The following is a 12,359-nucleotide window of genomic DNA, read 5'->3' as shown; positions in this document are numbered from 1 at the left end:
GCCGAACAGCCGAAAGAACTGCTTTTCCATCCAACCTCGCCAGGTGCCGTCGATGATCGCAGAACCACAGATTTGCCAGCCTTCGCCCGCAGCGGCGGCTGAACACCCGCGCCTCAGCCCGCGAGCGGACGATGCCCTGCCCAGTATCTCGATCGTCGCGCCTGCTTACAACGAGCAGGAAGCTATCGGTGAGTTTCACCGGCGGGTGAGCGAGGTCCTCAGGGCCATCGGTGCTCCCTACGAACTGGTGCTGGTCAATGATGGCAGCACCGACCATACCCTGGCGCTGATGCACGCCTTGCAGGCGGACGATGCGCAGGTGATGGTGGTCGACCTGTCGCGAAACTTTGGCAAGGAGATCGCGCTCAGTGCCGGCCTCGACCACAGCAGCGGCGAGGTGGTCATCGTTCTCGATGCTGACTTGCAGGACCCACCCGAGCTGATTCCGGAGATGCTCAGGGGCTGGCGCGAAGGCTACGACGTCATCTACGGCGTGCGCAGCCACCGCGACGGGGAAAGCTGGCTGAAGAAGGCAACGGCCCACCTCTTCTATCGACTCATCGGCAGCGTCAGCCGCGTGGAAATACCGCGCGACACCGGCGATTTCCGTCTGATGACGAGGCGCGTGGTACGCGAGCTGTCGCGGCTGCGCGAGGAGCATCGTTTCATGAAAGGGCTGTTCGCCTGGGTTGGCTTCCCCTCCCGGCCGCTCGTCTATCGGCGCAGTCCGCGCCTGGCCGGGATCACCAAATGGAGTTACTGGAAGCTGTGGAACCTGGCGCTCGAGGGAATCACCTCATTTACCATCGGGCCGCTGAAAATCGCCAGCTACCTGGGGCTCTCGGTCGCCTTCCTGTCTCTGTTGTACGCCGCCTTCGTGATCTGGAAGACCTTGATGTACGGTGACCCGGTGCGCGGCTACCCGTCGCTGCTGGTGGCGGTGTTGTTCCTTGGCGGCGTGCAGCTGATCTCGGTCGGTGTTCTCGGCGAGTACATCGGACGGATTTTCAACGAGGTCAAGGGACGTCCGCTGTACCTGGTCAATCGGATTATCCCCTCGCAGTTGCACACGAAGGCGAGCGCTTCCCCGCCCGAGGCGCGCTGATCGTCGCGCGCCACATGCTGGTCCGGCGGTGGTGCCGGCTGTGCGCGGCCAGCGGGCGATTGCCTTGCAGCGTGATAAAATCGCCGCTCTATGGAACTCGTGATCAACGGCGAAAGCCGCCAATTTCCCTCGCCGCTGACGGTCGCTGAACTGGTGGCCGCGCTGCACCACGCCGGCAAGCGGATCGCCGTCGAACGCAACGGCGACATCGTTCCCCGCGGCCGGCATGCCGAAACGGCGCTGGCTGACGGTGATCGTATCGAGATCGTTGTTGCCGTCGGCGGTGGCTGAGCCTCATTCGGAAGAACAGGACGCATGCAAGCTTCTCCCCACAGCCTGACGATTGCCGGCAAGACCTATCGTTCGCGTCTGCTCGTCGGCACCGGCAAGTACAAGGATTTCAGCGAAACGCGAGCGGCCATCGACGCCTCCGGCGCCGAGATCGTCACCGTCGCCATCCGGCGCACCAACATTGGCCAGAACGCCGGCGAGCCGAACCTGCTCGACGTGCTGCCGCCAGCGCAGTTCACCATCCTGCCGAACACCGCCGGTTGCTATACGGCCGCCGACGCGCTGCGCACCCTGCGCCTGGCGCGCGAACTGCTTGACGGTCATCCGCTGTGCAAGCTGGAAGTCCTGGGCGATCCGAGCAACCTTTTCCCGAACATGCCGGAAACGCTCAAGGCGGCGGAAACCCTGGTCAAGGAGGGCTTCGAGGTGATGGTCTACTGCGCCGACGACCCCATCCAGGCGACCATGCTCGAGGACATCGGCTGCGTCGCGGTGATGCCACTGGCTTCGCTGATCGGCTCGGGGATGGGCATCGTCAATCCCTGGAATCTGCGCCTGATCATCGACAGGGCCAGGGTGCCGGTGCTGGTCGACGCCGGTGTCGGTACCGCCTCGGATGCGGCGATCGCCATGGAGCTGGGTTGCGACGGCGTGCTGATGAATACCGCCATCGCCCACGCCCGCGAGCCACTGCTGATGGCCAGCGCCATGAAGAAGGCGGTCGAGGCCGGGCGCGAGGCTTTCCTCGCCGGGCGCATGGCGCGCAAGTTCTACTCGGCCGATCCATCGTCGCCGACGACCGGTCTGATCGGTTCCTAGGCGTGGACGACCAGCAGGCCGATCGCCGCGTCGATCGGCCCGGGCACATCCGTAGCTTCGTGCGCCGCCAGGGGCGCGTCTCCGCCGCCCAGCAGCGCTATCGCGAGCAGATGATGGGCAGCATCGGCGTTCCCTACGTCGCCGAGCGCGTCGATCTCGACGCGCTCTTCGGACGTTCGGCACCGCAGATCCTGGAAATCGGTTTCGGCATGGGCGAGACTTCGGCGGCGATTGCCGCCCGCCATCCCGAGCAGGATTACCTGGGCATCGAAGTGCATACCCCGGGCGTCGGCAGCCTGTGCAAGCTGATTGCCGAAATGGGACTGACCAACCAGCGCATCATCCAGCACGACGCCGTCGAGGTGCTGCGCGAAATGATCGCCCCCGCGACGCTGGCCGGCATTCACGTCTTTTTTCCGGATCCCTGGCCGAAGAAGCGCCACCACAAGCGGCGCCTGCTGCAGCCGGCGCTGGTCAGCCTGCTGGCCAGCCGCCTGCGCCCGGGTGGCTACCTGCACAGCGCCACCGATTGGCAGGACTACGCCGAGCAGATGCTCGCCGTGCTGTCGTCCGAAGCGCTGCTCGAAAACACCGCGCCAGGCTTCGCGCCGCGTCCGGACTATCGCCCGCAAACCAAGTTCGAACAGCGTGGTCTGCGGCTTGGGCACGGCGTCTGGGATGTGGTTTTTCGGCGCCGGCCGGAGAACGTTCCGCCGCGGTCACTCGAGGCGGAAAATGACCGGCAGGATCAACTCGCCTGAATGCGCCCAGTTTACCCTGCCCATCGCCCATGCCGCCCGCACGGCGGCGTTGTCGAGGTTCGCGTGGCCGCTGCTGACGCCGACATGAACGTCGCTGATGCGTCCGCTTTCGCTTACCGTCAGGATCAGGCGGACTTCACCCTCGATGCCACGGGCGACGGCGTCCGGCGGGTAGTAAAGATGTTCCGAGAGCTTTCGTTGCGCCGCCTGGACGTCCCGTCTGGCGACGGCCCTGGCCTCTGGCTGGCCGCGTCGAACGAGAACTTTCGGCGGCGGTGGTGGCTTGACCGCTTCCTCGGCGCTCGCCATCGTGTCCTTCAACAGTGGCTCGGCGCTCGCCGCCGGTTGCTCGACCGGCATGCGTAGCCGGGCCTGCAGTGCCGGCGGTGGCGGCGGCGTGCCGTGCTTGAACGCTTGCGGAAGGAGCAGGCTGGCGTGCAGGGCGAGCGACAGGGCGAGGGCAAGAATCAGGCTGGACGGCATGGGCCTGCCATTGTGAACCAAAAAGCGGGCAACAGAACACATGCAATCGAGGCGGCGAACGCTGCCCGGTCGGGAGGGAGAAAGCGGATGAGCTACGGCGAGCGTTTCCTGGGCGGCACGGCGAGCCGATGGCTGTTGCTGGTCTGCTGGCTGCTGGCCGGAGCGGCCGTCGCGCAGGCGCCGGCGCCGGACCCAATTACCTTTGGCTACGCGATCGAGCGTGGCGATCTGCGCACGGTGACCCGCTGGCTCGATGAAGGGCTGGACCCGGAGTACCAGGCCGCGCAGGTGGGTAGCGGCCTGATGGTCGCCGCCTGGCACGGCAACATCGAGATGATGGCCCTGTTTGTCGCCCGTGGAGCCGACCCGCGGCGCAGCAACCGCAACGGTGAGCAGCCCCTGCAACTGGCCGCCTGGGGCGGGCATCTCGAAGCGGTGCGCTGGCTCCTCGAGCATGGCGCGCCACTCGAACGCCAGGGAAACAACTGGGGGGCCCTGCATTACGCGGTGTTCAACGGCCACCAGCAACTGGTCGAGGAACTCATTGCGCGTGGGGCCAACGTCAACGCCGCTTCGCCGAATCTGTCGACGCCGCTCATCCTGGCCGCGCGCGAAGGCCGCGACGATCTGGCCCGGCGGCTGCTCGAAGCAGGGGCCGATACGCAAGCCAGGAACGACTGGGGCGACAGCGCGCTGACCATAGCCATGCGTTACGACCGTCTTCGCCTGGCGAAAATGATTTCGTCGCCGGAGGAATTCGAGATTGCGGTCAAGGCGCCGAAGGAAAGTTTTGGCCAAGCCGTGCGCTCGGCGGCCGTTCCGCGCGAGATCGACGAAATCCTGAAGGAAATTCGCGCTGCGGAAGCCGAAGGGCGGCCCAGCGTGGACCTGCACAGGAAGCTCCTGGCGACCGCCAAGGCCCTGCAGAGTGCCCGCCCCAGGCCCGCACTCCAGAAACCGATGCCGCGGCCCTACATGCCCCCGTCAATGGTCATCACCGCCCGGCGCGGTCAGCCGGGCGCCGAGCGTGCGCAACTGATGGTCGATGGAAAACCCGCCGGGCAGGGCGGCGAGGCAACGTCGGCCACGGTCGGCGCAGGCAAGGCGGCGAGTCCTGTCAAGCAGTCGCCGGCGCAAAGGGTGGCAGCGGCTCAGGTCGCCGATTTGCTGCGCCAGATTCGCCTCGTCGAAGCGCAGGGACAGCCCGCAGACGACCTTCGCGAGCAGCTTTACCGGGCAGTCGAAGGCATTCAGTAGTCGGCGGCGTCGGCGTGGCGCGGTCCGTTCACGTCAAGCGCGGTCGACGAGGAAGCGCTCGAGCAGCTGATTGAGGAAACGGCGCCCACGGTCGCTCGGCGCGATGTGTTGCCGCTGACGCTCGATCAGGCCCTCGCGCTCGGCCTGGCGCAGCTCGTTCTCGATGCTGAGCAGCGGCAAGGAGGTGCGCAACTCGAACAACTGCGCGTCGAAACCCTGGATCAGGCGCAGGGCGTTGATCATGAACTCGAACGGCAGGTCGGCGGCGGCGACGGCGAACTCCTGCTGGATCGGCGTTCCCGCCGCTACTTTGGCCAGGTACTGCTCGGGACGTTTCCAGCGCATCTGGCGCAGGACGCGGTCGTGCAGCGTCAGTTTTCCGTGCGCGCCGGCGCCGATTCCCAGGTAGTCACCGAAATGCCAGTAGTTGAGGTTGTGCTGGCACTGCCGCCCGCTGCGGGCGAAGGCCGAGGTTTCGTAATGCGCGTAGCCGGCGGCGGCCAGGCGGGTTTCGATGGCGTCCTGCATGTCGGCACAGGTGTCGGCTGCGGGCAAGGTCGGCGGCTGCGCGGCAAAGGCGGTGTTCGCTTCAATCGTCAACTGATAGCACGAGAGATGCGGCGGGGCGAAGGCGAGGGCGGCATCGAGGTCGGCGAGCGCTTCACTCAGCGTCTGCCCGGGCAGGCCGTAAATCAGGTCGATATTGAAATTATCGAAGTGTCGGGCGGCAATCTCGATCGCCTGCCTGGCTTGGCGATCGTTGTGGGCACGGCCGAGCGCCTTGAGGTGGCGCGGGTTGAAGCTCTGGATGCCGATCGACAGGCGGTTCACGCCAGCGGCGCGAAAGGCGGCGAATTTTCCGGCTTCGACGCTGTCCGGATTGGCCTCCAGGGTGATTTCGCCATTGGGCAGCAGCGGCAGCCGGCTGCGCAGGGCAGTGAGCAGCCGATCGACGGCCTCGCCGGAGAGCAGGCTAGGCGTGCCGCCACCCAGGAATACACTGTCCACCCGGCGTCCCCAGACCGTCGGCAGGGCCGATTCGAGGTCGGCGATCAGCGCCGTGACGTAGTCGTCTTCGGGAATCACCGGCACTCGTCGATCGCCCTTCTGTGCCGCTACGGCATGCGAGTTGAAGTCGCAGTAGGGGCACTTCTGTACGCACCAGGGAATATGGACGTAGAGCGCCAGCGGCGGCGGGTTGCGAAAGTCGATCTGGCGCTGACCTGTCGCCGCAGCGTTGCGGGCCGGGATCAGCGGAATGATCCTGCGCCCCGTCGGCTCGGGCATCAGCGCCGTGCCAGCAGGCGCTCGACGAGGCGGGCAAGCGCCTGGCCGCGGTGCGAGCGGCGGTTCTTTTCGGCGGCGTCGAGTTCGGCGGCGCTCTTGTCGAGTTCGCGGACGTAAAACAGCGGATCGTAGCCGAAGCCGCTTTCGCCACGGGCTGCCGAGAGAATCTCGCCGTGCCACTCGCCCTCGGCAATGATCGGTTGCGGGTCTTCGGCGTGACGGACGAAAACGATCACCGCAACATAGTGAGCGGCGCGCTGGCGGCTGTTGCCGAGTTCGGCCAGCAGCTTCTCGTTGTTGCGTGCATCCGATCGCGGTTCGCCGGCGTAGCGCGCCGAGTACACGCCAGGCGCACCGCCGAAGGCGTCGACACACAGGCCGGAGTCGTCGGCCAGCGCCGGCAGACCGGTCAGCTGCGCCGCGTGGCGCGCTTTGACCAGGGCATTCTCGACGAAGGTGCAGTGCGGTTCCTCGACTTCGGGAACGTCGAGCAGACCCTGAGGAACGAGTTCCCAGCCCAGTGGGGAGAGAATGGCGTCGAGTTCCTTCAGTTTCTTGGTGTTGTTGGAAGCGAGGACGAGTTTCATGATTTCATAGGGCCAGGGATGCTTTCTGGTGGGCAATCAGGCGGCCGATGCCGGCATCGGCCAGGTCGAGCAGTTCGATCATCTGGGAGCGCGTGAATGGCTCGCCTTCGGCGGTGCCCTGCACTTCGACGATGCCACCGCTGCCGGTCATCACGACGTTCATGTCGGTATCGCAGTTGGCGTCCTCGGCGTAGTCGAGGTCGAGCACCGCCAGGCCCTTATAGACACCGACGGAGACCGCGGCGACATGATCGCGCAAGGGGTTGCTGGCCACCTTCCCCTTGCTCAGCAAGTGTTCGCAGGCGTCGTTGAGCGCCAGCCAGGCGCCGGTGATGGCCGCACAGCGCGTGCCGCCATCCGCCTGCAGGACATCGCAATCGAGCGTGATCTGGCGTTCACCGAGCAGCTTGAGGTCGGTGACCGCACGCAGCGCACGACCGATCAGGCGCTGAATCTCCTGCGTGCGACCGGTCTGCTTGCCCTTGGCTGCTTCGCGGCCGCTGCGCGTGTGTGTCGAGCGCGGCAACATGCCGTATTCGGCAGTGACCCAGCCCTGTCCGCCACCGCGGAGAAAAGCGGGAACGGAGTCCTCGATACTGGCCGTGCACAGCACTCGCGTGTCGCCCATTTCGATCAGCACCGAGCCTTCGGCGTGGCGGGTGAAGCGGCGCGCGATGCTGACCTTGCGCAGCTGCGAAGCTTGGCGGTGACTGGGGCGCATGCAGGTTCCTATTTGGCGTACTTCTGGATGGTCGAGCGGATCTCTTCGATGGCCAGTTCGATCTCCTCATCGCTGAGTTCGGTCTTGTGGCTCGGGTTGCGCCCGAACTCGTCGAGGCGGGTGGTTACCGTGTCGCGAGGCATGGATCGGGTCGAAATCACGCTGCTTCCGCCGCTGCTTTCGTCCGCGTAGGTGTCCTGCCAGCGCACGGCAATCATCGACAGGTTGTCTGCGTGCGGCCCGCCGTTGGCTTCCGCCTGGTCGAGCAAGGTCGGCACGACGCGCATCAGAGCGTCGGTTTTCAGTGCCGTGGCCATGGTGTTGCCCGGCAGGCCGCTCCAGGCGCCATCGGTGCACAGGACGAGTACGTCTTCGGCTTCGAGCGTCGTCTTCCGGGAGAACTCGATCTCCGGCGTCTGCTGGCCGCCCAGGCAGCCGTAGATCTTGTTGCGGTCCGGGTGCGTGCTCGCCTCCGCTTCGCTGATCGCGCCCTGTTCGAGCAGCAGCCGCACGCGCGAGTGGTCCTTGGTTTGGGTCAGTATTCTGCCCTTGCGCAGCAGGTAGAGCCGAGAATCACCCGAGTGCGCCCAGTAGGCGATGTTGTTTTGCACGAGGCAGGCGACACAGGTGGTGCGCGGCGAGTCCTCGAGGTGATGCGTGCCGGCGAAGTCGAGAATGGCGCTGTGCGCGCTGAGCATGCCCGTCTGGAGAAAGAGGAACGGATCGCGAATGCGCGTCGTGCCCTGGCGCTGAAAGGACTCGGAGAGCGTCTGGACGGCGATCTGCGCGGCAACTTCGCCGAAGTAGTGACCACCCATGCCGTCGGCGACGACCATCAGCAGGCTGTCGCGCGAGTAGCAGTGCGCCAGTCGGTCTTCGTTGTTGGCGCGCTTGCCGGTGCGGGTCTCCTGGTAGATCGTGAATTTCATGGATTTCGGGATTTCTTCAGTTTGCCGACCATCTGGTCGAGCCAGGTTGCTTTTGGCTGTGGCAGCGGCGCGACGACCGGTTCGGTGAGCGCCTTCTGCAGAGCGAAGACGCTCTGCGGCCGGTAGCGATGATTCAGGCACAGGCACCAGTCGATGGTTTCCAGCAGCTGGTCCGAGTACTGACCTTCCCAGCGCACCATTGCCGGTACCAGGCGATCCTTGTCGAGGCGGCTGTCGGCCGCTTGCGGAGTGCTCGCCGAGATGCACGCATACATCGAAGCGCCGACGCTGTAGATGTCGCTCCACGGGCCGAGCAGTTCGCGCTGGCTGTAGTGCTCCGGCGAGGCGAAGCCCGGCGTGTACATCGGCTTGAGCATTGGCGTGTCGCAGGCCAGCGTCTGGCGTGCCGCACCAAAGTCGATCAGTACCGGGATGTGGTTGTTGCGCATGTAGATATTCGACGGCTTGAGGTCGAGGTGCAGCAAGCGGTGCGAGTGCACCTCGCGCAGACCGTTGAGCATCTTGGTGAACACATTGCGAATGAAGTTCTCCGTGACCCCCGCCCGATGCTTCTGAATGAGTTCCTGCAGGGTGCGGCCCTGCTCGTACTCCATGACCATGTAGACCGTGTCGTTGGCACGAAAGAAGTTCAGGACGCGGATCACGTTCGGATGCGACAGGCCGGCAAGTGCCCGCCCTTCTTCGAAGAAACACTTCATCCCGTAGCGGAAAGCCGGTAGATGGTCTTCGGCGATGATCGGTGCAGTTCTTCCTTCGCTGCGCAGGGCCAGCGTATTGGGCAGGTACTCCTTGATGGCCACGCGCTTGCCCTCCCCATCCGTGGCCACATAGACGATCGAAAAGCCACCCAGGGAGAGCTGATGCTCGATGCAGTACTCATCAAGTTGGAACGCTGCAGGAAGGGGGTGGTTTGCTTGTTGCACCATCGCTGTCGAAGCTATCATTCGGAGTGTCGGCCATTGTCCGGTCTTTCGGGGTAGGCTGTAAAGCCGGCTGCAGACCTGCCTCCGTCCACACATCAGGATTCCGATGATCTACAGCATGACCGGCTATGCCGTGGCGGCGTGTGCCGTCAAGGGCGGCGCCCTGCAAATCGAGTTGAAGAGCGTCAATTCGCGCTACCTCGACTATCACTTTCGCGTCAGCGACGAGCTGCGTATTGCCGAACCTGCGCTGCGCGAACTGATCGGCGCGCGCCTGGTGCGCGGCAAGCTGGAATGTCGGCTCAGCTTTGTTCCCACCGCCAGCGCTACGCAGCAAGCGAGTCTGAACGCCGACCTGCTCGAAAGCCTCGCCCTGCTCGATGCGCAGGTCCGCGCCGTGCTGCCCCTTGCCGCTCCGCTGGCGGTCAGCGACGTGCTGCGCTGGCCGGGCATTTTCGGCGACGACGCGCTGGATGGCGAGGCCGTGTTGCCGGCTTGCCGGGCGCTGGCCTGCGACGCGCTCGACGAGTTCGTCGCCAGTCGCGCGCGCGAGGGCGGGAAACTGGCCGCGGTGATCCTCGAAAAGGTTGCCCGCATGCGCGTTCTGTTACGCGATATCGAGCCACGGATTCCGGCTGCTCTGGCCGCCTTCAACGACAAACTGCGCCAGCGCCTGCTCGATGCCCTCGATACGGTGAGCGACGACCGGATTCGACAGGAGGTGGCGGTCTTCGCCGCGCGTATCGATGTGGCCGAGGAACTGGCGCGCCTGGCGACTCATCTCGACGAGGTTGAGCGCGTTCTCGGAGCCGGCGGAGTCAGTGGCAAACGCCTGGATTTTCTGATGCAGGAACTGACTCGCGAGGCCAATACCTTTGGCTCCAAGTCGCTGGTTGCCGAGCTGTCGCAGCTGGCCATCGAGTTCAAGTTGCTCATCGAACAAATGCGTGAGCAGGTGCAGAATCTGGAGTGAGCGGCGAGGGCTGGCGAATGGCCCAGGGTTTGGCGATCAGCTCGTCGCCGCCTTCCGGTGCCAGACGGAAAACGTTTCGCTTCTAACCGCCAGCGAGCTGTGATAGCTTGGCGATTCCTGTCATGGAGGGAAAGATCATGCCTATAGAATTGGGTCGTTCGAAATTGAGAAAGGTCGCCTCCGCCGCGTGCGCCGCCTTGCTGGTGATCTGCGGCACGGTTGGCGCCGCCGAGGAGGTGCCGCTGGTCGATGGTACGCACTGGACCCGGTCGTCTCCGGACATCAAGAAGGCGTATCTGGTCGGTCTGTCCAATGCCATCCAGGTCGACGTGGCGTATCAGGCCGATGACCCGAAGGCGAGCGTGAGTGACTTTTCACCGAAAGTGGTGAAGGGGATGAAGGGTCATACCCTGGAAACGGCGCTGGCCGCCATTGACAAGTGGTACGCCGCCCATCCCGATCAGTTGCAGCGCCCGGTGGTCGAGACGATCTGGTTCGAGATGGTCGTTCCCGGACTCAACAAGAACAAATAACGGAGGCGAGAGATGAACAGAACTGGACTGGCTTTGGCGACGGCTGCCGCATTGACCGTTCTCGGTTGTACCAATATGACGCCGCGCGAGCAGGGGACGGTCAGTGGCGCGGCGATCGGGGCTGCTGCGGGGGCGGGAATTGCCGCCATCTCGGGCGGAAACGGATGGACCGGGGCGGCCATTGGCGGCATTCTTGGTGGCACCGTCGGCAACATCAAGGGCAAGAACCAGCAGTAGCGACGCCGATCCCGAGGGCGATGCGGCCTTGCGCTCAGCGCGGGCCGATGGCCAGGAAAAGAGCCGCCGCCGCGGCTCTTTTATTTGGTGATCGCGGCATTGCGACCGGAAAACTTATCGCTCAGGCGAAAGGCCGCATCGCTGAGGTCGCCGCGTGGGTTGTCGTTGCAGTAACGGGTGGCGTGTTTCTCGATGGTTCCGCCGGACATCGTCGACACCTGCTGGCTGCGGAGGGCGTAGTTATGGCCGGTGAGCACGCCGCGTATCCAGGCGACGTACAGCGCGCGCTCGTCGGCGTCGGCTCTTGACTCGGTCCACGCGCGGCACGACAGGTCATCGGGGCCGAGGATCTTGACCGGAATCTCGGCAGCGCAGGCGGTGCCTGCCGCCAAGGCAGACAGCAAGAGGAGGGCGCGCTGCGTGAACTTGCTTCGGGACATCGGGGGGACTCCTCGCCTAGTGAAAACTGGAAGGCTTCGATTCTCCCCTGTACGGGCCGGCGAGTCCATGCCGTCGAACAAGCTGCCTGCGCGGCGCCTGCAGTCGCGTCGCGGGTACAATTGCGCTTTCAACATTCGCTGACCGACAAGACCATGAGCGGAGATCTCTATATCGTCACGGCGCCGTCAGGTGCCGGCAAGACGACGCTGGTGCGGCATTTGCTCGCGAACGATCCGCGGATCCGGGTGTCAGTTTCTCATACCACGCGGGCGCCGCGCGCTGGTGAGCGCGATGGTCTCGCATACCACTTCATCGGCGTCCAGGACTTTCTCGACAAGATCGCCAATAACGACTTCCTTGAGTGGGCGCAAGTGCATGGCAACTATTACGGCACATCGGCGAGTGGCATCGAAGGGGCCTTGCAGGCCGGGCAGGACGTGCTCCTGGAGATCGACTGGCAGGGTGCGCAGCAGGTTCGTCGCCAATTTCCGGCCGCCATCGGCGTCTTCATCGTGCCGCCGTCTATCGACGAGCTCGAGCGCCGCCTGCGCGACCGCGCCACCGACAGCGACGAGACGATTGGCCGCCGCGTCGCTGCTGCCCGGGAAGAGATGCGCCATGTCGATGAATTCGACTATGTTATTATCAACGACGATCTGCAGCGAGCGCTGCACGACCTTTTGGCGGTGCTTCGCGCCACGCGCCTTCGCTGCCCCGCACAGCGTCAGCGCCATTCCATTCTGTTCGCAACAATGCTTTGATTCCATTGGGAGATTTCTGTATGGCACGAGTGACCGTAGACGACTGTCTGCACCGCATTCCGAATCGTTTTCAGATGACCCTGGCCGCCACCTACCGTGCTCGTCAGCTGGCCGCCGGAGCAACGCCGCTGGTCGATGGCGGCCGCGACAAGCCGACGGTAATCGCCCTGCGCGAACTGGCCGCTGGCAAGGTTGGTCTGGAAGTCCTCAACCGCGGTCAAGCCTGACGC

17 protein-coding genes are annotated in these 12,359 nt (G+C 64.8%); 10 read left to right on the top strand and 7 right to left on the bottom strand.

Annotated features, from left to right (window positions below):
• The first annotated feature begins 52 nt into the window (after positions 1 to 52).
• From QZ634_RS18500 to trmB, 4 genes are all read left to right on the top strand, one after another.
• On the top strand, positions 53 to 1,105 hold the full coding sequence (locus tag QZ634_RS18500) for a glycosyltransferase family 2 protein (protein WP_291990966.1): 1,053 nt from the start codon (positions 53 to 55) through the stop codon (positions 1,103 to 1,105).
• Between the two features lie 90 nt (positions 1,106 to 1,195).
• Positions 1,196 to 1,396: a sulfur carrier protein ThiS gene (gene thiS, locus QZ634_RS18495; RefSeq protein ID WP_291990965.1), complete on the top strand. Its 201-nt coding sequence runs from the start codon at positions 1,196 to 1,198 to the stop codon at positions 1,394 to 1,396.
• A gap of 24 nt (positions 1,397 to 1,420) precedes the next feature.
• Entirely contained in the window at positions 1,421 to 2,215 is a 795-nt protein-coding gene (locus QZ634_RS18490) for a thiazole synthase (RefSeq protein WP_291990964.1), read from the top strand.
• A 2-nt stretch (positions 2,216 to 2,217) separates the two neighbouring features.
• Complete coding sequence (gene trmB, locus QZ634_RS18485; RefSeq protein ID WP_291990963.1) at positions 2,218 to 2,976, top strand: tRNA (guanosine(46)-N7)-methyltransferase TrmB; 759 nt, start codon at positions 2,218 to 2,220, stop codon at positions 2,974 to 2,976.
• Here the strand turns inward: trmB and QZ634_RS18480 are convergent.
• On the bottom strand, positions 2,935 to 3,459 hold the full coding sequence (locus QZ634_RS18480; RefSeq protein ID WP_291990962.1) for an energy transducer TonB: 525 nt from the start codon (positions 3,457 to 3,459) through the stop codon (positions 2,935 to 2,937). The genes trmB and QZ634_RS18480 overlap by 42 nt on opposite strands.
• An 87-nt stretch (positions 3,460 to 3,546) precedes the next feature.
• Here QZ634_RS18480 and QZ634_RS18475 point away from each other — a divergent pair, with 87 nt between their 5' ends.
• Entirely contained in the window at positions 3,547 to 4,716 is a 1,170-nt protein-coding gene (locus QZ634_RS18475) for an ankyrin repeat domain-containing protein (protein WP_291990961.1), read from the top strand.
• 33 nt (positions 4,717 to 4,749) lie between these two features.
• Here the strand turns inward: QZ634_RS18475 and hemW are convergent, their stop codons facing one another.
• From hemW to QZ634_RS18450, 5 genes are read right to left on the bottom strand one after another with little or no spacing between them, the layout of a single operon-like run.
• Positions 4,750 to 6,003 (bottom strand): radical SAM family heme chaperone HemW, encoded by a 1,254-nt coding sequence (hemW, locus tag QZ634_RS18470; RefSeq protein WP_291990960.1) that lies wholly within the window; start codon positions 6,001 to 6,003, stop codon positions 4,750 to 4,752.
• Positions 6,003 to 6,590, bottom strand: coding sequence for an RdgB/HAM1 family non-canonical purine NTP pyrophosphatase (gene rdgB / locus QZ634_RS18465; protein ID WP_291990959.1), 588 nt, complete (start codon positions 6,588 to 6,590; stop codon positions 6,003 to 6,005). The genes hemW and rdgB overlap by 1 nt, the downstream gene beginning before the upstream one ends.
• Positions 6,591 to 6,594: 4 nt before the next feature.
• Positions 6,595 to 7,311, bottom strand: coding sequence for a ribonuclease PH (gene rph, locus QZ634_RS18460; protein ID WP_291990957.1), 717 nt, complete (start codon positions 7,309 to 7,311; stop codon positions 6,595 to 6,597).
• Between the two features lie 8 nt (positions 7,312 to 7,319).
• A complete protein-coding gene (locus QZ634_RS18455; RefSeq protein ID WP_291990955.1) occupies positions 7,320 to 8,240 on the bottom strand; it encodes a protein phosphatase 2C domain-containing protein in 921 nt (306 codons plus the stop codon).
• Positions 8,237 to 9,187: a serine/threonine-protein kinase gene (locus tag QZ634_RS18450; protein ID WP_043565139.1), complete on the bottom strand. Its 951-nt coding sequence runs from the start codon at positions 9,185 to 9,187 to the stop codon at positions 8,237 to 8,239. Before QZ634_RS18450 ends, QZ634_RS18455 begins: the two co-directional genes overlap by 4 nt.
• Before the next feature lie 103 nt (positions 9,188 to 9,290).
• Here QZ634_RS18450 and QZ634_RS18445 point away from each other — a divergent pair, with 103 nt between their 5' ends.
• From QZ634_RS18445 to QZ634_RS18435, 3 genes are all read left to right on the top strand, one after another.
• Positions 9,291 to 10,157, top strand: coding sequence for a YicC/YloC family endoribonuclease (locus tag QZ634_RS18445; RefSeq protein ID WP_291990953.1), 867 nt, complete (start codon positions 9,291 to 9,293; stop codon positions 10,155 to 10,157).
• Between the two features lie 137 nt (positions 10,158 to 10,294).
• Positions 10,295 to 10,690 (top strand): hypothetical protein, encoded by a 396-nt coding sequence (locus tag QZ634_RS18440; RefSeq protein WP_291990951.1) that lies wholly within the window; start codon positions 10,295 to 10,297, stop codon positions 10,688 to 10,690.
• A 12-nt stretch (positions 10,691 to 10,702) separates the two neighbouring features.
• Positions 10,703 to 10,927, top strand: coding sequence for a YMGG-like glycine zipper-containing protein (locus tag QZ634_RS18435; protein ID WP_291990949.1), 225 nt, complete (start codon positions 10,703 to 10,705; stop codon positions 10,925 to 10,927).
• 80 nt (positions 10,928 to 11,007) lie between these two features.
• On the opposite strand, the gene QZ634_RS18430 is transcribed toward QZ634_RS18435, so the two are convergent.
• Positions 11,008 to 11,367: a hypothetical protein gene (locus tag QZ634_RS18430; RefSeq protein ID WP_291990947.1), complete on the bottom strand. Its 360-nt coding sequence runs from the start codon at positions 11,365 to 11,367 to the stop codon at positions 11,008 to 11,010.
• A gap of 153 nt (positions 11,368 to 11,520) precedes the next feature.
• Here QZ634_RS18430 and gmk point away from each other — a divergent pair, with 153 nt between their 5' ends.
• Positions 11,521 to 12,129 (top strand): guanylate kinase, encoded by a 609-nt coding sequence (gene gmk, locus QZ634_RS18425; protein ID WP_291990945.1) that lies wholly within the window; start codon positions 11,521 to 11,523, stop codon positions 12,127 to 12,129.
• A 20-nt stretch (positions 12,130 to 12,149) separates the two neighbouring features.
• Positions 12,150 to 12,356: a DNA-directed RNA polymerase subunit omega gene (gene rpoZ / locus QZ634_RS18420; RefSeq protein WP_291990943.1), complete on the top strand. Its 207-nt coding sequence runs from the start codon at positions 12,150 to 12,152 to the stop codon at positions 12,354 to 12,356.
• The last annotated feature ends 3 nt before the right edge of the window (positions 12,357 to 12,359 follow it).

It is taken from the genome of Candidatus Accumulibacter sp. ACC007 (assembly GCF_907163205.1).
Classification (GTDB): Bacteria; Pseudomonadota; Gammaproteobacteria; order Burkholderiales; family Rhodocyclaceae; genus Accumulibacter; species Accumulibacter regalis.
The sequence above is the reverse complement of the archived record's forward strand: the minus strand, read 5'-3'. Positions and strand labels throughout refer to the sequence as shown.

Excerpts from the sequence above, each read along its gene's own strand:
- QZ634_RS18480 (WP_291990962.1), bottom strand. The coding sequence starts at position 3,459 with ATGCCGTCCAGCCTGATTCTTGCCCTCGCCCTGTCGCTCGCCCTGCAC.
- QZ634_RS18435 (WP_291990949.1), top strand. The coding sequence starts at position 10,703 with ATGAACAGAACTGGACTGGCTTTGGCGACGGCTGCCGCATTGACCGTT.
- QZ634_RS18455 (WP_291990955.1), bottom strand. The coding sequence starts at position 8,240 with ATGAAATTCACGATCTACCAGGAGACCCGCACCGGCAAGCGCGCCAAC.
- QZ634_RS18450 (WP_043565139.1), bottom strand. The coding sequence starts at position 9,187 with ATGGTGCAACAAGCAAACCACCCCCTTCCTGCAGCGTTCCAACTTGAT.
- rpoZ (WP_291990943.1), top strand. The coding sequence starts at position 12,150 with ATGGCACGAGTGACCGTAGACGACTGTCTGCACCGCATTCCGAATCGT.
- rph (WP_291990957.1), bottom strand. The coding sequence starts at position 7,311 with ATGCGCCCCAGTCACCGCCAAGCTTCGCAGCTGCGCAAGGTCAGCATC.
- QZ634_RS18475 (WP_291990961.1), top strand. The coding sequence starts at position 3,547 with ATGAGCTACGGCGAGCGTTTCCTGGGCGGCACGGCGAGCCGATGGCTG.
- QZ634_RS18430 (WP_291990947.1), bottom strand. The coding sequence starts at position 11,367 with ATGTCCCGAAGCAAGTTCACGCAGCGCGCCCTCCTCTTGCTGTCTGCC.
- QZ634_RS18490 (WP_291990964.1), top strand. The coding sequence starts at position 1,421 with ATGCAAGCTTCTCCCCACAGCCTGACGATTGCCGGCAAGACCTATCGT.
- QZ634_RS18445 (WP_291990953.1), top strand. The coding sequence starts at position 9,291 with ATGATCTACAGCATGACCGGCTATGCCGTGGCGGCGTGTGCCGTCAAG.
- rdgB (WP_291990959.1), bottom strand. The coding sequence starts at position 6,590 with ATGAAACTCGTCCTCGCTTCCAACAACACCAAGAAACTGAAGGAACTC.
- thiS (WP_291990965.1), top strand. The coding sequence starts at position 1,196 with ATGGAACTCGTGATCAACGGCGAAAGCCGCCAATTTCCCTCGCCGCTG.
- gmk (WP_291990945.1), top strand. The coding sequence starts at position 11,521 with ATGAGCGGAGATCTCTATATCGTCACGGCGCCGTCAGGTGCCGGCAAG.
- hemW (WP_291990960.1), bottom strand. The coding sequence starts at position 6,003 with ATGCCCGAGCCGACGGGGCGCAGGATCATTCCGCTGATCCCGGCCCGC.
- QZ634_RS18440 (WP_291990951.1), top strand. The coding sequence starts at position 10,295 with ATGCCTATAGAATTGGGTCGTTCGAAATTGAGAAAGGTCGCCTCCGCC.
- QZ634_RS18500 (WP_291990966.1), top strand. The coding sequence starts at position 53 with ATGATCGCAGAACCACAGATTTGCCAGCCTTCGCCCGCAGCGGCGGCT.